Source organism: Peptoniphilus sp. BV3C26, assembly GCF_000478985.1.
Lineage (GTDB): Bacteria > Bacillota > Clostridia > Tissierellales > Peptoniphilaceae > Peptoniphilus_B > Peptoniphilus_B koenoeneniae.
Map to the genome: position 1 here is coordinate 20,692 of NZ_AWXB01000018.1, position 17,678 is coordinate 38,369.

15 protein-coding genes and 1 pseudogene are annotated in these 17,678 nt (G+C 31.3%); all 16 read left to right on the forward strand.

Annotation, left to right across the window (positions count from 1 at the left end; all coding sequences use genetic code 11):
• The first annotated feature begins 27 nt into the window (after positions 1 to 27).
• On the forward strand, positions 28 to 618 hold the full coding sequence (locus HMPREF1253_RS02155; protein ID WP_002834820.1) for an MptD family putative ECF transporter S component: 591 nt from the start codon (positions 28 to 30) through the stop codon (positions 616 to 618).
• The gene (locus HMPREF1253_RS02160; protein WP_023055105.1) at positions 615 to 1,286 is read left to right on the forward strand and encodes an energy-coupling factor transporter transmembrane component T; all 672 of its coding nucleotides are present in this window, start codon (positions 615 to 617) and stop codon (positions 1,284 to 1,286) included. The genes HMPREF1253_RS02155 and HMPREF1253_RS02160 overlap by 4 nt, the downstream gene beginning before the upstream one ends.
• 1 nt (position 1,287) lies before the next feature.
• Positions 1,288 to 2,883 carry an ABC transporter ATP-binding protein gene (locus tag HMPREF1253_RS02165; protein ID WP_023055142.1) on the forward strand — a complete coding sequence of 532 codons (1,596 nt, stop codon included), beginning with the start codon at positions 1,288 to 1,290 and terminating at the stop codon, positions 2,881 to 2,883.
• Positions 2,798 to 4,471 (forward strand): ABC transporter ATP-binding protein, encoded by a 1,674-nt coding sequence (locus HMPREF1253_RS02170; protein ID WP_238318867.1) that lies wholly within the window; start codon positions 2,798 to 2,800, stop codon positions 4,469 to 4,471. The genes HMPREF1253_RS02165 and HMPREF1253_RS02170 overlap by 86 nt, the downstream gene beginning before the upstream one ends.
• Positions 4,464 to 6,200: an ABC transporter ATP-binding protein gene (locus tag HMPREF1253_RS02175; RefSeq protein ID WP_023055135.1), complete on the forward strand. Its 1,737-nt coding sequence runs from the start codon at positions 4,464 to 4,466 to the stop codon at positions 6,198 to 6,200. Before HMPREF1253_RS02170 ends, HMPREF1253_RS02175 begins: the two co-directional genes overlap by 8 nt.
• Before the next feature lie 309 nt (positions 6,201 to 6,509).
• Entirely contained in the window at positions 6,510 to 6,647 is a 138-nt protein-coding gene (locus HMPREF1253_RS10255) for a hypothetical protein (RefSeq protein ID WP_023055114.1), read from the forward strand.
• Between the two features lie 55 nt (positions 6,648 to 6,702).
• Positions 6,703 to 6,831: a hypothetical protein gene (locus HMPREF1253_RS10580; protein ID WP_023055104.1), complete on the forward strand. Its 129-nt coding sequence runs from the start codon at positions 6,703 to 6,705 to the stop codon at positions 6,829 to 6,831.
• Positions 6,832 to 6,845: 14 nt separating this feature from the next.
• Positions 6,846 to 7,577: pseudogene (locus HMPREF1253_RS02180) on the forward strand (recombinase family protein); the annotation flags it as partial.
• Between the two features lie 262 nt (positions 7,578 to 7,839).
• Positions 7,840 to 9,909 (forward strand): DUF262 and DUF1524 domain-containing protein, encoded by a 2,070-nt coding sequence (locus HMPREF1253_RS02185; protein WP_023055123.1) that lies wholly within the window; start codon positions 7,840 to 7,842, stop codon positions 9,907 to 9,909.
• Positions 9,910 to 9,978: 69 nt separating this feature from the next.
• A complete protein-coding gene (locus tag HMPREF1253_RS02190; protein WP_023055108.1) occupies positions 9,979 to 10,641 on the forward strand; it encodes an MgtC/SapB family protein in 663 nt (220 codons plus the stop codon).
• Positions 10,642 to 10,869: 228 nt separating this feature from the next.
• A complete protein-coding gene (locus HMPREF1253_RS10585; RefSeq protein ID WP_255349228.1) occupies positions 10,870 to 11,484 on the forward strand; it encodes a hypothetical protein in 615 nt (204 codons plus the stop codon).
• A gap of 150 nt (positions 11,485 to 11,634) precedes the next feature.
• Positions 11,635 to 12,252, forward strand: coding sequence for a class I SAM-dependent methyltransferase (locus HMPREF1253_RS02200; protein WP_023055113.1), 618 nt, complete (start codon positions 11,635 to 11,637; stop codon positions 12,250 to 12,252).
• 291 nt (positions 12,253 to 12,543) lie between these two features.
• Positions 12,544 to 13,170: a TetR/AcrR family transcriptional regulator gene (locus HMPREF1253_RS02205; protein WP_023055143.1), complete on the forward strand. Its 627-nt coding sequence runs from the start codon at positions 12,544 to 12,546 to the stop codon at positions 13,168 to 13,170.
• A gap of 4 nt (positions 13,171 to 13,174) precedes the next feature.
• Positions 13,175 to 15,340: an ATP-binding cassette domain-containing protein gene (locus tag HMPREF1253_RS02210; protein ID WP_023055099.1), complete on the forward strand. Its 2,166-nt coding sequence runs from the start codon at positions 13,175 to 13,177 to the stop codon at positions 15,338 to 15,340.
• 18 nt (positions 15,341 to 15,358) lie between these two features.
• Positions 15,359 to 15,940: an MptD family putative ECF transporter S component gene (locus tag HMPREF1253_RS02215; RefSeq protein WP_023055125.1), complete on the forward strand. Its 582-nt coding sequence runs from the start codon at positions 15,359 to 15,361 to the stop codon at positions 15,938 to 15,940.
• Between the two features lie 9 nt (positions 15,941 to 15,949).
• Positions 15,950 to 17,671 carry an ABC transporter ATP-binding protein gene (locus HMPREF1253_RS02220; RefSeq protein WP_023055102.1) on the forward strand — a complete coding sequence of 574 codons (1,722 nt, stop codon included), beginning with the start codon at positions 15,950 to 15,952 and terminating at the stop codon, positions 17,669 to 17,671.
• Positions 17,672 to 17,678 lie beyond the last annotated feature (7 nt).

Below are 17,678 nucleotides of genomic sequence, written 5' to 3' on the forward strand. Positions count from 1 at the left end.
ACAGCTATCAACTAAGGAGGTTGAATTATGGAAAGTAAAAAATTAACTATAAAAGATTTAGCAACCATAGGAATCTTTTCTGCAATCATGATTGTTGTATTCATTGCTTTTTCAATGATTACAGGGGCATCATTATTTTTCAATATGATTTTTAATGCTGTGTTTACTGCACTAATTTTAGGACCATTTTTTGTTTATATGGCTATGAAAGTAGGCAAACCTGGCGTTGCACTAATTTATAATATTATACAAGCTATATTAGCAACTGTCTTTATGGGTCCTTTTATGATTCCATGGTTTGTAGGTGGCGGGATAATTGCAGAGTTATCTATGCTTGGTACAGATAGCTATAGGAATATAAAAAGAATTACTATTGCTTGGATAATTACATCATTAACTAGAGCGGCTCATGGTATGAGCGAAATATGGTTTTTTAAAGATGCCTTCATTAAGTCTGGCGTATCTCCAGAACAAGTTCAAATACAAACTCAGTATTATACAAATCCTAAATGGATTCTTATTTCTTTAGCATGTACTATTGTGGCGGCAATTATTGGTTGCTATTTAGGAAATAAGATGACAGAAAAGCATTTTAAAAAGACAGGAATAATAAAATGATGCATTTGGACTTACGTTCCAAATTAGTAGTATTTTTAAGTACAGTATTTTTGGTTTCAGTATTGTCCAAAGATACTGTACTTTTTTTATTAGCCACCATTCTAGTTATTTATGTATCACTGCAAGGATATAGCAAATCTACTATAAAACTAATTATTGCAATGGGTGTTTTAAGTTTTTTGAGATTTGTCTCAAATGGAGAAGGTTTTGGCATTTTGATTCCCGATATGTTTCTGTTTATGGTTATAAGAACATTAGTTATAGTTCTATCAGTAATACCAATTTTAAAAACACCTCCAGGAGAGATAATGGCAATAATGAAAAAAATGAAAATTCATAGAAATGTTGCTTTGCCACTTATTTTCATGATGAGATTTTTCCCAGTAGTTAAAAGTGAGTTTAAAGAAATTATCGACTCGTTGAGATTAAGGGGATTAATTTCTATTAAAAAACCATTTTTAACGATGGAATATTTATTTGTTCCTATGATGTTTTCATCTTCAAAAATAGCTGAAGAACTTGCCGCCGCATCGGAAGTAAGAGGAATTTCTGCATCTGGAAAACATAGCTCAAGAAGAAAAATAAAATTTAGAAATCTTGATGTTATTGTTTGTTTAATCACCATCTTTATCACAATGAGCATGATTTTCCTGGAGAGGAGTTATTAAGATGATCAAGTTAAAAAATGTAAGCTTTGCCTACAGTAAAGATTCAGCAAACATCTTAAAAAATATTAATTTGGAAATTAATGATGGGAAATGTGTTGCCTTTATAGGGGCGAGTGGTTGTGGTAAAACTACCCTTACAAGACTTATAAATGGTCTTGCTTATAAATTCTATGGAGGGAAATTAAAGGGAGAAATTTCCATAGATGGAATAAATCCCCTGGAAAAAGAATTATATGAAATAGGAAGGAAAGTAGGATCTATTTTTCAAAATCCCAAGAGTCAATTTTTTGCAGAAAATGTAGAAGATGAAATTGCCTTTGGGCTTGAAAATTATGGGATAGAAAGAGAAAAAATAGATAAAATAATCAACAATTCCTTAAAATCTATTAATGGAGAAAATTTAAAAGATAAAAACTTATTTCATCTTTCAAGTGGAGAAAGACAAAAAATAGCAATTGCTTCAATAAATGCACTTAATCCACCTATTTATGTTTTTGATGAACCGTCTGCTAACCTAGATATGAAAAGTGTAGAAGCTTTAAGAAAACTTATGCTTTTATTAAAGAAAAATAAAAAGACAATAATCATTTCAGAGCATAGGCTATACTACCTTAGAGGAATAGTGGATAAATATTATTATCTTGAAAATGGAGAAATTAGCAATGTTTTTACAGAGGAAGAACTATTATCAAAAAGTGAAGATTTTTTCAATAAGTTAGGATTAAGATTCTTTTCTTTAAATAAAATATCTCCTAAAATAAATAAGTTAAAAGAGATAAATTCTATGAACTTAGAAAAAATTTCTTTTTCCTATAATAAGAATGTCCTTATAAAAGATTTGACCTACGAATTTAAAAGTGGAAATATTTATGGAATTATTGGGGATAATGGCATAGGCAAATCTACTCTGTTTAAAATTTTAAGTGGACTTATGAAAAAAGATAGTGGTTTTATATCTATAAATGGAGAAAAATTAAACAAAAGAAATAGGCAAAAAAGAATATACTACCTGTCAAATAATCCTGATAGTAATCTTTTTGAAGTTTCAGCAGAAGACGAGTTAAAACTAAATAATAAAGATGCAGATACAGATAAAATATTAGCTGATTTTAACTTAGAAAATATAAAAGACATCCATCCACAAATCATGTCAGGCGGACAAAAACAAAGATTAACTATCGCTTCAGCAGAACTTTTAGAAAGAGATGTTTATTTATTTGATGAGCCAACAAGTGGTTTAGATGGACATAATATGCAAATTATTTCAGAAAGAATGAAGAAATTACAAGAAAAAGAAAAAATTATACTTATAATTTCCCATGATTATGAATTTTTGTGTAATTCCTGCAATAAAATTCTTTATTTAGACGGATACTCTTTTGAGGAATTTTCTACAAAAGAGGATAAAGAAAAAATATTAGCTATATTAATGGGAAAAAATTTAATATTTAGGAGGGGATTTGATGGATCTAATAAAACAATATGTAAAAAAGAGAAAAGGCTCATATTTTATGTCAATCTTACTGGCAATAATTGGAGTAGTGGCTGGGCTTTTTTCTTATATATACATGGCAAAAATCGTTGTAAACTTAATTAATGGTGCAAATGATATGAGTTTATATACTCCACTATGCATAAATATTTTAATAACATTTGTTATTAAAGAAGTGGCAGCAGGAATATCAACAAGTATTTCCCATACGGCAACCTTTAATTCATTAGGAGAAATTAGAAATGATATTTCAAAAAAATTATTTAAGATGCCATTGGGAGATGTATTATCAAGATCATCTGGAGAATTAAAAAATATTATAGTTGAGCAAGTTGATTCTATGGAAACTTCTCTTGCCCACCTATTGCCAGAATTTACGGCAAATTTAGTAGGACCTGTTCTATTATTTATTTATATGTTTACCTTAGATTGGCGATTGACCTTGCTATCACTAATTCCATTTGTGATAGGAATGGCTACCATGATGTCTGTAATGAATGCTCATTATAAGGAAATGTTTGGAAAGTCAGTTGCCATTGGTCAACACATGAATAATTCTATTGTTGAGTATATAAATGGGATAGAAGTAATAAAGACCTTTAATCAAAGCGAATCATCTTATAAAAAATACGCTGATGCAGTTTATGACAATGCAAGCTTTTATTATAACTGGATGGGTGAATCTATGAATAGGGTTGCCATAGGTAGATTACTTTCTCCTATGGGAATTATTACCATCATACCCTTTGGGATTTTATTTTATATAAAGGGAAGTATTGATTTAGGAAATTTAATTACCTTAATCGTCTTATCCTTTGCTACAGTTTCTAGTATTTTAAAAATCATGAACTATATGGACGATGTGTCAAGAATATCAACTATAACTTCTGAAATAGGAAAAATTTTAGATTCAAGAGAGTTAGAAAATATTGACAAGGGAGAAAAAATAGAATCCTATAATATAGAACTTCAAGACGTAGACTTTTCTTACGATGGAAAAAATAAGGTTATAGATAATCTTTCTATGGAAATAAAAGAATCTTCTGTTTCAGCCCTCGTTGGTCCTTCTGGGTCAGGTAAGTCCACAATAGCAAAACTTATTGCTGGTTTTTGGAATATAGATAATGGAACTATAAAGATAGGAAATGTTGAAACGAAAGACTTATCCCTTGAAAAATTATCTTCACTTATTTCTTTTGTATCCCAAGACAATTTCCTCTTTGATATGACTATAAAGGAAAATATTAGGCTTGGAAATAAGAATGCCTCTGACGAAGAAATTATAGATGTATGTAAAAAATCTGCCTGCCATGATTTTATTATGAATCTATCTAATGGTTATGATACAAGAGTTGGCGAAGGTGGAGGTCATCTATCTGGAGGAGAAAGACAAAGAATATCTATTGCTCGTGCCATGCTAAAGAATGCACCAATCGTAATTTTAGATGAAGCAACTTCTTATATAGATCCTGAAAATGAAGCTCTCATACAAAACGCCTTGGCAAATCTAGTTAAGGGTAAAACTTTAATCATAATCGCTCATAGGTTAAAGACAATTGTTGATGCAGATAGGATATTTGTTATTAAAGATGGCAAATTAAATTCTTATGGTACTCATGAAGAACTATTAAAGTCATCAGAACTTTATAAGGAAATGTATGCTGCAAATTTAAGGGGTGATGAAAATGCTTAATGTGTTTAAAAAGATATGGAATTTTTCAAAAGAGGAACAGGTATATATTAAGAAATCTATTCTCGCTGGATTTTTGCACGCAGTATTTAATGCCCTTGAGTTTGGTGCAATTTACTATATGCTAGTAAATATATTTTCTAAAACTTTAGACTATAAGGCAATCTTTGTTTGTCTTGGAATATTAGTTATATCCCTTGTTGGAAAGATAATGACACAAAAATCATCTCAAATGGCACAAACTCACGCTGGATATTTTATGGCAGCTCACAAGAGAATAGAAATAGGAGAAAAAATAAAAAGAGTTCCTATGGGTTTCTTTTCAAGCTTTTCACTAGGAAGATTAACTACTATTGCTACATCTTCACTTTCCCAAGCAGAAATGTGGGTGCCTATGCTTTTGGTTCTTGTACTGGGTGGAGTTTTAAATACTTTTGTCTTTGTCCTTGGAACTTTAATTTTTAACGTAAAGGTAGGACTGGTTGCTGTAGCAGGTGTGGTAGTATTTTTCATCGTTACATCAATGATGGAGAAAAAATCATCAGCTAATGCAGACAAAATGACAGAAACACAAACAAGACTTACAAAAGAAGTATTAGCAACTTTACAAGGAATGCAGGTTATAAAATCCTATAATCTTGGTGGAGAAAATAACAGGGCTTTAAGAAAGTCTATAAAAGATACATCAAATATACTTTTAGATTTAGAAATATCTGTAGCACCTTACACAGTTATCCAAAGAATTGTAATGGGAATAACAACAGTAGCTATGGTCTATGTATCATTAAAATTAAATTTATCTGGTGAACTTCCACTTGCTGAAACAATTCTTATGATTATGGCATCATTTATTATCTTTGAAGGCTTAATCGGGGCAGGATCAAACATGGCTATCCTAAGAGCTTGCGAAAATGCTATAGATTCAGTTGGTTTTATAGACTCAATGCCTGATATGAAAGAAGGAAGTATTACAGAGCCTATAAAAAATCATGATATAGTCTTTAAAAATGTTTCTTTCTCTTATGATGATAGACCAATTTTAAAAAATGTATCAGCAGAGATAAAAGAAAACACCATGACTGCTATTGTTGGTCCATCTGGATCTGGTAAAACAACATTTTGTAATCTCATAGCAAGATTTTGGGATGTAAATTCTGGTGAAATTTTAATAGGTGGGAAAAATATAAAAGACTATAAGATAGAAAATCTTATGAATTCAATTTCCATGGTCTTCCAAGACGTTTATTTATTTGAAGATACAATTGAAAACAATATAAAATTTGGGAAACAAAATGCAAGCCATGAAGAAGTAGTTCAAGCTGCAAAAAAAGCAAGATGTCATGAATTTATAGAAGCTTTACCAGAAGGATATAATACTATTATCGGAGAAGGTGGAGCAAGTCTATCAGGTGGAGAAAAACAAAGAATCTCAATTGCAAGAGCTATGCTAAAAGATGCAGACATCATAATCTTTGATGAAGCCACTGCAAATATAGACCCAGAAAATGAAGATAAGCTTAAAGAAGCAATAGAATCATTAACAAAAAATAAGACAGTAATAATGATTGCCCATAGACTAAAGACAATAAGAAATGCTGACCAGATTTTAGTCTTAAAAGATGGAGAAATAGTAGAATGTGGAAATCATGAAGAACTGATTAAAAATAATGGACTTTATTCTGACCTTATAAATGCAAAAGCTAAGGCGGAATCATGGAAATTAAATAATTGATAGGAAGAAATATTAAAGTCTTTGAACAGGAAAATTTAGATTAGAGGATTTATGCCTAATAGCATAAGTCCTCATTTTTTATATTCAAATTAATCATTGAAACTTAAAAATACTATAAAAAAAATAAAAGTTTTGGTTACCAAAGAGGGCAAATTTCACTTTATAAAGTGAGGGGTATTTTGTCATCTTTCTATACAAATCCAAATACTTTGAAGTGTGAATATTTTTGAAATTGCTTAGGTGAGATTAGAATTTTTTAAATTTACTTCACTTACAGAGGTAAAAAATCAATTTACATAGAAGGTTAAAATGCAAGCAATAAAGATTTATAGTATAAGACTTGCTATGTTATGTAGACTTTATGATCTTAAATTAATTAATGATAAGGAATATACAAAAATAAAAAATAGAATAGAAAATGATTATAAGAAGATGGATAGAAAGTAGTTAACCTTGTGATATAATAACACTGTAGAAAGATACAAAATGGGAAGGAGGTAAAATGAATACTAAAGTAAAATTAATAAAAGCTTCAAATACAGGAGCAAGAAATAGAAATTCACTACATTTAGATTTAAAACGTGTTGCAGCATATTGTAGAGAAAGAAAACAATGTTGGTGTGGTATTTGAAGAAGAAAATATAGATACTTTCAAGAAGAACTTGGCACACAAGTTCAATTTACAAAAAAATTAACTGGCAATGTGTAAGGTCAACAAAAAAAGGTAAAAAATATTGCCCTCATTCAAAAGGAATACAAGAAGCAGCAATAGAAAAAGCTTTTGTTGAAAGCTATAGGCAATTATGCCATGCAGATTCAACAGTAATAGATGACTTTTTAAAAATTGTAGAAGAAGAAATAAATGATAATACTTTAGTCAAAGATTTGAAAAAGTTAGAAAACCAATTAAACAGAATCATTAGTCAAGAAAGAAAGTTAGTTGCTCTTCATTTAGAAGATAGTATAGACGAAGAAGTTTATGCTAAAAAGTATAAAAAACTTACAAAACAAAAAGAAGAATTACTTGATGAAAAGAAAACACTGGAACTAACAATAAAAGATGAAAACTCTATTAAAGAAAGACTAAAGCAATTTAAAAAGGTCTTAGAAAACAAAGAAATTATAGAGGAATTTAACAGGACAGTATTTGAAAGCATAGTCGATAAAGTCGTGGTGGGTAGAATTGACAAAGAAGGAACAGTTCATCCATATGACCTGACATTCTATTTCAAAACAGGAGTTAAAGATAGTCAAAATTCTAATAACTTTAAAGATAAAAGAAAAAATGCCAAAGACAATGACATTAATAAATTGTGCTCCTACAAGAATGACGAGGATAAAAAATTATGTTCCCAAGGAAAAGACAACGCATGTTGAGAGCATAGCATTGTTGTCAAGAAAATAAAAAAAGGCTTTCAAGGTCTTATAATCTTTTAAGCCTTTTTTTATTTGGGAAATACATTGCGAAACATATCTAATATATATCCACTTTATATTATTAGGATAGGTGGGATATAGTTCCTAAAAGTGTTAAAATATAAGAGATTAGGAAAATAGTTTATGTTCTTTACGGAGAAATAATAATTTGATAGATGGGAAACATATGACAATAGAAGAAAGGAAATAATGGAGGAACGGTATGGACGCACATAAAGGAAATATCTATGAGATATTAAATGGAAATAAGCAGTTCTTGATTCCGGTTTATCAGAGATTTTATAGCTGGGATATTGATCAGTGTAGAAGGCTTTGGAATGATATTGTAGAAATGCAGAAACAAGGCAAGGTCGGTCATTTTGTCGGTTCTATTGTAAACATTGCGGAGCAGGCAATGCCGACAGGTGTTCAAAAGTTTATGATCATTGACGGTCAACAGAGAATGACTACTTTAACATTACTTCTTTTGGCTCTTCGCGATTATGCAATAAAGAATCCTGATGATAAAACAATAAATGCTCGTCGCATAGATAATATGCTTTTAAAAAATGAGTATGAATATGGTGATGAAAGATATAAGCTGCTACTAACTGAAACAGATAGAGATATTCTCATAAGCCTTATTGAAAAAAAGCCGATTAGGGAAGGCACCAGATCAAGACTGATTGAAAATTATAATTTTTTTTGCAATAAGATTGGCGGTAAAGAAATTCAGCCTTCTGAGGTATATGAGTCAATTGGAAAATTACAAATTGTTAATATCACATTAGATCGAGCTGTTGATGATGCACAGGCAATTTTTGAAAGCTTGAATTCTACCGGCAAGGAACTTTCTGAATCTGATTTGATTCGTAATTACATATTGATGGGATTGGAACCTTCAGAGCAAACCTATGTGTATGAACATTTGTGGCGACCTATGGAACAATTGTTTGTCTATGAAACTCAGGGAACAGTAATGGATGCTTTCTTCCGCCACTACCTAACTATGAAATTATCTCGTATTCCAAAGCAGGGACGCGTATATGAAGAGTTCAAGTTGTATCATTTGAATTGTGAGTTCGGAACTATAAGAGAACTGTGTCAAGATTTGTTGGAGTATGCAAAATATTATACAAATATTGTATTCGAGCGTAATTCCGACACGGGTTTAAAGAAATTATATGAGGATATTATTGATTTAAAAATGGAAGTATCTTATCCATTCTTACTTAAAATTCATCGTGACTGCGATGAGGGGTTAATTACATTAGAGGAGCTCAAGGAAATTCTAAAGCTTTGCATTAGCTATGTATTAAGACGTTCAATTTGTGAGATTCCTACTAACTCACTGAACAAAACATTTGCAACGATAAAGAATTATATCAAACCAAATGATTATTTGAATTCAGTTAAGGCATTCTTCTTGATGCAAGAAACATACAAAGAATTCCCGGATAACGATAAATTTGAAGTCGCATTTGTCAGTCGTGATATCTATAACATGCGTACTAGAAATTATATTCTTAGTAGTTTAGAAAACTTTGAAAATAAAGCTCCGATTATAATAGAGAATTACACAATTGAGCATATTATGCCGCAGAATAAAAATCTATCTTTAGAGTGGCAAGCTGATCTTGGTGCTGATTGGCATGAGGTTCAGAAAAAGTATTTACATACAATCGGTAATCTTACGTTGACTGCATATAATTCTGAGATGAGTGACAGGCATTTTTTGGAAAAGATGGATATGCCCGGAGGATTCAAAGAAAGTGCACTTAGACTTAATAAATATGTGGTTTTACAAAATGAATGGAATGAAGAACGTATAATAGAGAGAGCAAAGGAATTGGCGAAGAAAGCGGAATCTATTTGGCCATATCCAACTTTAACGGCTGAAGAACTTGCAAAGTTTCAAGTAGAAGAAAAAACAACCACGAAGTATTCTTTGGAAACATATTATATGAATGATTTTACAAGAACATTATATGAATCTTTGGATAAGCGAATTATGAATTTATCTCCGGCGGTAAAAAAGGAATATAAAAAGCTGTACATTGCATATAAACTTGATACTAATTTTGTAGATATTGTTCCCAAGAAATATAGATTGCGTCTTTCGATTAATATGAAGTTTTCAGATATTATCGATCCTAACGGTATTTGCAAAGATATTACCGGCATAGCGCGTTGGGGAAATGGCGATGTGGAAGTATCTATGAAGCATCAGGATGAATTAGACCAAATCATGGAAATTGTAAAACAATCCTTTGACGCACAGGCAGAATTATGATTATTAAAGAAAAGTCGATACTAAATATAACAAGATAAGATAGAAGATATATTAGAAAGGAAATAGATTATGCATATACTGTTGGTGACTGTTAGAATATTTTTGGCTGCCTTTTTAGGGGCGATTATTGGAATAGAAAGAGAAATTAAAAACAGAGCAGCCGGCTTTAGAACTCACATTATTGTAAGTGTTGGAGCGTGCTTGATTATGCTGATAGGCATAGACGGCATTGGCGCGATCTCTTCTGACAGGGCGAGAGACACGGCAAGAATTGCAGGCCAAGTTATAAGCGGAATCGGTTTTTTAGGTGCCGGAACTATACTTCAAAAAAAGGATAAGGTTTCAGGTCTTACCACAGCTGCAACTCTATGGTTATCTGCAGCGATTGGACTTGCAGTGGGAATCGGTTACTATGAAGGAGCAATCATTGCAACTGCAATCTGTCTATTAACTTTGATATCTCTTAAGTGGGTTGGTGACTTATTTAATAACAGAGTGACTAAGTCTTATACTATGATATTTGATACTGTTAACTTCGATCAGGATAAGTTTATAGAATTTACTTCAAGTGAAGATATAGAAGTGAGGAAAATAGAAATAATTGACGAGGACATGGATGATAAATCAATGATTGAAGTGAGCTTATCTTTTCATAAAAGTTATAATATTGGTGAGTTTTTCAAAAATCTAAAATCAGAACTTAGTTTAAAATCCGTTAAATTAAGTGGTTAAAATGATTAATAAAGTAAATAAAAATAGCCGGCTTTTAGGTCTTATGATCTTGGAAGCCATTTTTTTATTTGGAAAATACCTTCAGTAGATTTAAAACATTTTGGATTTATTGAGGGATGGGGAAGTATCATTTAATGATTAAGTATAACTTTAAAACAAGTACTTACTAAAACGCAGCTTCAAGCGAGCTGTTTTTTCTGATTTACGCACTATAAAGAAGATTGTATAATAGAAAAAGCAAGAAAAAACGCCGAAGAAAATCAAATAAAAAACGCAAGATTCATATCAGGAAAAGTAGAAAACATAATAGACAAACTAACAGAAGAAAAAGTCTATAACAAAGTCATACTTGACCCGCCAAGAAGCGGAGTAGAAAAAACAGTCTTAGAAAGGCTCTTAAAACTTGAACCAGAAAAAATAGGCTATATATCATGTAACCCATCAACCCAAGCAAGAGATTTAAAAATATTAAAAGAAAAATATAAAGTAGAAAAAGTAATGCCCATAGACATGTTTGCCCACTCAAGCCATGTGGAGACGGTAGCACTTTTGTCCAAACTCGATGTCGATAAGCATATAAATATTGAAATTGAGCTGGATGAGCTTGATTTGACAAGTGCTGAAAGTAAGGCAACATATGCTCAAATCAAAGAATATGTTTGGAATAAATTTCAATTAAAAGTTCCAACATTATATATTGCACAGATAAAAAGGAAATGTGGAATAGAATTACGAGAACATTACAACAAGTCTAAAAAGGAGAAACAAATTATTCCACAGTGTACACCTGAAAAAGAAGAAGCCATCATGGATGCTTTGAGACACTTCAAAATGATTGAATAGAAAAGAATGACAGCATATGACTTTCTGCATTTATGACATTCCTACTTGGTATAGGAACAGCTATTATTCCTCTCTTACGAGGTATCAATCAGAAAATAGGCTCAATATAAAGATTTATAGGATCCTTTTTATATTTAAAGGAGCGTTGAAATGATTGACAAAAGCAATAAAAAATTTTGGGATAAATTTGCTAAGCTATATGCTCCTTTCATGAAAAAAGACAAAGGAGTATATGATAAAGTATGCGAATACATTCGTCCTCATTTGAATAAAGACATGGAGGTGCTTGAACTCGCTTGTGGATCAGGACAATTATCGTTTAGTCTTTCAAAGCATACGAAAAGTTGGATCGGTACAGATTTTTCCGAACAAATGATTTTCGAGGCTAAAAAGGGGGAATACGAAAATCTTACATTTGAAACAGCCGATGCAACAGCATTATCCTATTCGCATGAAAAATTTGATTGTGTGTTAATTGCTAATGCACTTCATATTATGCCTAAACCGGATGAGGCGATGAAAGAAATATATAGGGTGTTAAAACCTAATGGGACTTTGTTCGCCCCCACTTTTCTATGGAAAGAGGGAAAACAAAGAAAAATGATAAAAAGTTTGATGTCTATTTTAGGATTTAAGATGTATCAAGAATGGGATAAAAAGGAATTTGAAGATTTTATTAAAGAATATGGATTTTCAGTAGTTGAAATGAAATTGGCACATGGGGGTCTTGCACCGATTGGTGTGATGATTGCTCAAAAAGTGGCTTAACAGATTCTATTCTTATGATTTAAAAAATTTCATCAAAATGGTAACCAAAGGCGATAGAAAAACTATCGTCTTTTTCTTATGGGGCTTATAGCACCAGTTCGAACCACCCGTTTTACGGGTGGCACCGACTTCATACAAATAAATATGTAAATCAGTAAAATTTCTAAAAAAACATCTTACAACTATTGTTAGATAAAACTAACTGATGTATAATCAATAATATCATTATTGATAATTCGATTATTGATTATATTATTAAAATTAAAGTTTTGTAAGAATGGAGGAATGGACATGGCAAATAGAAACCATGAACTTGATAAACCAATCATTGAAGCTGCTAAAATAGAGTTTTTGCAAAATGGATTTCAGGCTGCTTCAATAGGCAATATTGCTAAAAGAGCGGGAGTTACAACGGGAGCAATCTATACAAGGTATAAAGGGAAAGATGAACTTTTTTATAGTTTGATAAAAGAATTTTTAGAAGCTATAAGTGTGAAAAGAAAAGAGAACGAATACTCGTATAGGGAATATTGCGTAGATAAAAACTTTGATCATTTCTTGCGTAGCATTCAGAAAGAAACCAAAGGATATGTAGATGTGTTATTTAAATATTACGAGGAGTGCAAACTATTACTTTGCTCAAGTAAAGGCAGTTCTGTAGAAGCAATGTTTCGTGAAATGATGAATAATAAAATTTCCATAACAAAACAATTTATAAGGGAAAATATAGACCCGAATATAAGTGAGATGAAATTAGATTTGGTAGAGCTTTTAATGAATCAACAATTTAGTGCTTTTAAATTAGTGGTTGAAAAAGGATATAGCAAAGAGGAGACAATCGAGTACATAAAAATGCTCGGCGAATTTATTGGGGCGGGTTGGGAAAAGATATTTGATGAAATTATAAATAGGTATTGAATTTATGTACGATAAAGGCGAGAAGGATGAAAATATTTTAGATTTTAAAATAGATTTTTCCTATGAAGGCAAAAAGGAAAAGTCGTTAGATGATGTAATTGGCAACATATCAAAAGGAGATTGCATAGTTCTTTGTGGCGAAAGTGGATGTGGAAAATCAACATTACTTAGGTGCTTAAACCATTTAATACCGGAGTTCTATAATGGAATATTTAATGGCTATATCTTGGTAAATAGCAACAATATAGAAAACAAGAACATTGGAGAAGTTGGAGAATTGATTTCGTCCGTTTTTCAAGATCCAAGAAGTCAATTTTTTACAATGGTAAGCGATACGGAAGTATCTTTTGGACTTGAAAATAAAGGGTTAAGCCATGAAATAATAAAAAGAAGAACAGAAGAAGCTTTTTCAAAATTTGGCTTGGAGTATTTGAAAAACAGGGAAGTATTCAAACTTTCAAGCGGAGAGCGTCAACTAATAGCGATTATGTCTGCTTGGGCAATGGATACGGATATTGTTTTACTTGACGAGCCAACTGCAAACTTAGATTATTTAGCCATAGAAAAACTGAAAAATATCTTATTGCTTCTAAAAGAAGATGGAAAAACTCTAATAATCAGTGAACATAGGCTTTACTATTTGAAAGAGTTGGCTGATGAATATTGGCTAATAAAAAATGGAAGCTTTTATGAAAAGTATGATAAGGACGATTTTAAGATATTTTCTAAGGATGAATTAAATAATTTGTGTTTACGAGTTACGGATTTGAAGCAGATTGAGGTTCAGAAGAAGTGTTCTAATGTTGTCAATGATAAATTAGAGGTAAAAAATATATCCTTTGGATATAAAAAACAACATATTTTAAATGATTTGTCGTTTACAGCTTATTTGGGAGAAGTGACTTGCTTGATTGGCAAAAATGGTTCAGGTAAAACCACCTTAGGAAAATGTATATGTGGACTATTGAAACCACAAAAGGGAAGAGTTTTTCTAAAGGGAAAAGAATTGAGCCATAGGCAGCTATCGCAGGATAGCCTCTTTATTATGCAAGAAGCTGAATTTCAATTTTTTACAAATTCTGTATTATCTGAACTGAAGTACGGTGTAAATCGAAACAAATATGATGAGATAGAAGTTCTACTTAAAAAGTTTGATATGTGGAAATATCGTGATAGACATCCATTTTCTCTTTCAGGTGGGCAAATGCAAAAATTAACATTAATGATGGCGTATCTTTCGGATAAAAGTGTGGTTATTTTAGATGAACCAACCTCAGGAATGGACAAAAAAAGTTTAGATACTGTAGTGGGATTGATAAACGATATGAAAAAGAAAAAAATCGTGATAACAATTAGCCATGACTTAGAATTTATTTCATCAGTTGCGGATAAATGTTTGGAACTTGATGATGGAACGATACAAAGGATTTGTGAAGTAAAAGAGAATAGAGATATTGAAAGCATTAAAAGTATATTTGAAAAAGATTTAGAACATCAACCTCCGACAAAAAGAGAAAAAAATCTTTTAGATTCGAGAACAAATATTTTGTTTTGGCTTCTTTGTATGGTTGCAGTAGGAATCGACAATAAAAGTTTGATTTTTGAATGCAATTTATTAGCTCTCGTTTTTTCTCTTGCAAATAGAAGATATAAGACTTTAGGAATTACTTCTGTCATTATAGGGCTTATTTACGGTCTTGAAATCATATATCCGAATGAAATTACAATATTTACGGCAAATTTGTTTCCTAGATTTATTTTAATATTTCTACTATTTCCTATTATTCTTGGAGGTAGAGGGACAACAAATATGCTTGCGGGACTTAGAAAAATAAGAATGCCTGAGAAGTTATTATTGATTCTTGCAGTTTCTTTCAGGTTTTTCCCGGTGCTAAGGAATGATTTTAAATTACTTAGACAGGTGCTTAGAAATAGAGGAAGTTGCAAGCATAAAAATATAATAAAAGAAAAAATAGAGTATCTTGAGGCTCTGATTGTATCACTCATTTTTCGAGTGGTAAGAATAGGCGAAACTTTATCAGCTTCAGCAGAAACAAGAGGAATTGCTTTAAATCATAAAAAATCTTCTTATGTTACTTTACAGTTCAATTTATGCGATTACATATTGATGATTGGAATGATAGTAATTTTGATGATAAATATTTTATAAAAATAGGAGGACTTAATCATGCAGAAAAACAAATTGAAAGCGAAAGATATCATTACAGTTACTTTATTATCATTGTGTAACATTTTGATATTTTCGATAGGAACATTCATGTATGCAACACCAATTACCATACTCTTAACACCGGTGTTTTACTCATTATTACAGGGTATTGTTTTCTATGTTATCGGAGTGAAAGTGAAAAAAAGAGGAGCGTTTTTTATATATTCCCTTATTCAAGGAGTGATAGCATTCTATCCACCATATATTTTGATGTTTGTAATTTCAGGATTGATAGCAGAGTTTTTATTATATAAAAAAGGTTATGGTAATTTAAAAGTTATTGGAATCAGCTATGTTATTCAGCAAACTTTGGCTTCAATTGGAAGTGTAATTTATCCATATACAATAGCCTTGAATAAAACTATAGGAGCCATGAAAGAAAAGGAGTTAGCTTCAAATATTATAGCGGCAGGCAAAATGATTTCTTCTTGGGGAACGCTGATTTTACTTGCCTTAGTTATAGTTTCAGCAATTGCAGGAGCTTATATAAGTAGCAAGGTCGTAAGGAAACATATTTTAGAAAAAGAAGCTAATGCATAGGGTGAAGTCATGAAAAAAGAGAAAGAACCAAACTTTTTTAAAGAAATGGATTCGTTTATTAAGCCATACAAAAAAAGATATATTTTATCTGTTATGCTAAGTATGCTTTCTGTTCTATGCGAACTGTTATCCTATGCTTTTGTTGGAATTTTAGCGGGATATATCTTCAAAGGATTTCATGGAAACAACATGATATATGTCTTGATTTTCACTATAATCTGCAAAATATCAGGGGTGCTGCTTTCAAATATTTCAACACTTATATCTCATAAAGCAGCATACTTAACGCTAAAGGACTTAAGATATGCAATTTGTGATAAATTTGTTAGATTGCCGATGGGATATTTTGATATGAATCCTAGTGGAACATTAAAAACTATATTGGTAGACAGGGTGGAAGATATAGAAAAAACATTAGCACATCTACTTCCTGAGATGACTGCAAATCTATTGATACCTATTGCCATGATTGTTTGGATACTTGCAGTTAATATTAAGCTTACCGGGATTATATTTCTTTGGGTTATATTTGGACTATCAATCGGAATGCTTATGATGATTGGATATAAGAAAAAATATGAGGGACAAGTACAGGCACAAAAGAATATGAATCAAGCGGTTATAGAGTATGTCAAGGGGATTGAGGTAATTAAAACTTTCAATATGGAAGATAGTTCCTATGCTAAATATAAAAATGCAGTCATACGCCATGCGGAGTATGCTATAAACTGGATGAAAAGCTCACAGATTTATGCGTCTCTTTCCTATAGCATAGCTCCTGTATCTATATTTCCAACAATTGTTGTGGGATTGATATTTTTTAATAATGGGTTTCTTACTGAGCAAAGTTTATTTTTGTTTATGATGATTTCTCTTGGAATATTTAAACCGATTGTTAAAGCATCCGGTTATGTTGACCAATTGGCACAGATGGGAACTGTTACTAAGGAAATAAAAGGAATCTTAGATTATCCGGAACTTAAGAAAAGTGAGAATTCTAATTTAAAAGAAAAAATGACATACGACATAGTGTTTGAAAATTTACAATTTTCTTATGATGGGACAAAAAATGATGTTGATGATGTGAATTTAACCATTAAAGAAAAAACTATGACTGCAATTATTGGTACTTCAGGTTCAGGAAAATCAACTCTAATGAAACTTTTAGCCGGATTTTGGGATTTTGAGAAAGGAAAAATAAAAATAGGTGGTATAGAGGTAAAAGACCTTTCAATGAATGACCTGAATACTCTTATCTCCTATGTGGATCAAAATACATTTTTATTTGATGATACTATTTTGGAAAATATTAGAATAGGTAAAAAAGATGCAACGAATGATGAGGTGATAGAAGCTGCTAAAAGAGCCGGTTGCCATGATTTTATTGTAACTTTGCCTGATGGATATGACACCATCGCAGGGGATAGGTTATCCGGCGGAGAAAAGCAAAGAATAGCTATTGCCAGAGCAATTCTAAAAAATGCTCCAATTATCATATTAGATGAAGCAACTGCAAGTACAGATATTGAAAATGAAGAAAAAATTCAAGGAGCGTTACTGGAATTTACCAAAGGAAAAACACTAATTGTTATTACACATAAAATTAAAACTGTCATAAATGCAGATAAGATCATATATATGGAAAATGGGAAAATCATTTGCGATGGAAAACATGAAGAACTTATTAAGTCGTGTTCTGCGTATAAGCATTTATATGAAATAGCAAATTGATTGGAGG

Excerpts from the sequence above, each read along its gene's own strand:
- HMPREF1253_RS02210 (WP_023055099.1), top strand. The coding sequence starts at position 13,175 with ATGTACGATAAAGGCGAGAAGGATGAAAATATTTTAGATTTTAAAATA.
- HMPREF1253_RS02160 (WP_023055105.1), top strand. The coding sequence starts at position 615 with ATGATGCATTTGGACTTACGTTCCAAATTAGTAGTATTTTTAAGTACA.
- HMPREF1253_RS02155 (WP_002834820.1), top strand. The coding sequence starts at position 28 with ATGGAAAGTAAAAAATTAACTATAAAAGATTTAGCAACCATAGGAATC.
- HMPREF1253_RS02165 (WP_023055142.1), top strand. The coding sequence starts at position 1,288 with ATGATCAAGTTAAAAAATGTAAGCTTTGCCTACAGTAAAGATTCAGCA.
- HMPREF1253_RS02200 (WP_023055113.1), top strand. The coding sequence starts at position 11,635 with ATGATTGACAAAAGCAATAAAAAATTTTGGGATAAATTTGCTAAGCTA.
- HMPREF1253_RS02175 (WP_023055135.1), top strand. The coding sequence starts at position 4,464 with ATGCTTAATGTGTTTAAAAAGATATGGAATTTTTCAAAAGAGGAACAG.
- HMPREF1253_RS10580 (WP_023055104.1), top strand. The coding sequence starts at position 6,703 with ATGAATACTAAAGTAAAATTAATAAAAGCTTCAAATACAGGAGCAAGA.
- HMPREF1253_RS02190 (WP_023055108.1), top strand. The coding sequence starts at position 9,979 with ATGCATATACTGTTGGTGACTGTTAGAATATTTTTGGCTGCCTTTTTA.
- HMPREF1253_RS02220 (WP_023055102.1), top strand. The coding sequence starts at position 15,950 with ATGAAAAAAGAGAAAGAACCAAACTTTTTTAAAGAAATGGATTCGTTT.
- HMPREF1253_RS10255 (WP_023055114.1), top strand. The coding sequence starts at position 6,510 with ATGCAAGCAATAAAGATTTATAGTATAAGACTTGCTATGTTATGTAGA.
- HMPREF1253_RS02185 (WP_023055123.1), top strand. The coding sequence starts at position 7,840 with ATGGACGCACATAAAGGAAATATCTATGAGATATTAAATGGAAATAAG.
- HMPREF1253_RS02205 (WP_023055143.1), top strand. The coding sequence starts at position 12,544 with ATGGCAAATAGAAACCATGAACTTGATAAACCAATCATTGAAGCTGCT.
- HMPREF1253_RS02170 (WP_238318867.1), top strand. The coding sequence starts at position 2,798 with ATGTCAATCTTACTGGCAATAATTGGAGTAGTGGCTGGGCTTTTTTCT.
- HMPREF1253_RS02215 (WP_023055125.1), top strand. The coding sequence starts at position 15,359 with ATGCAGAAAAACAAATTGAAAGCGAAAGATATCATTACAGTTACTTTA.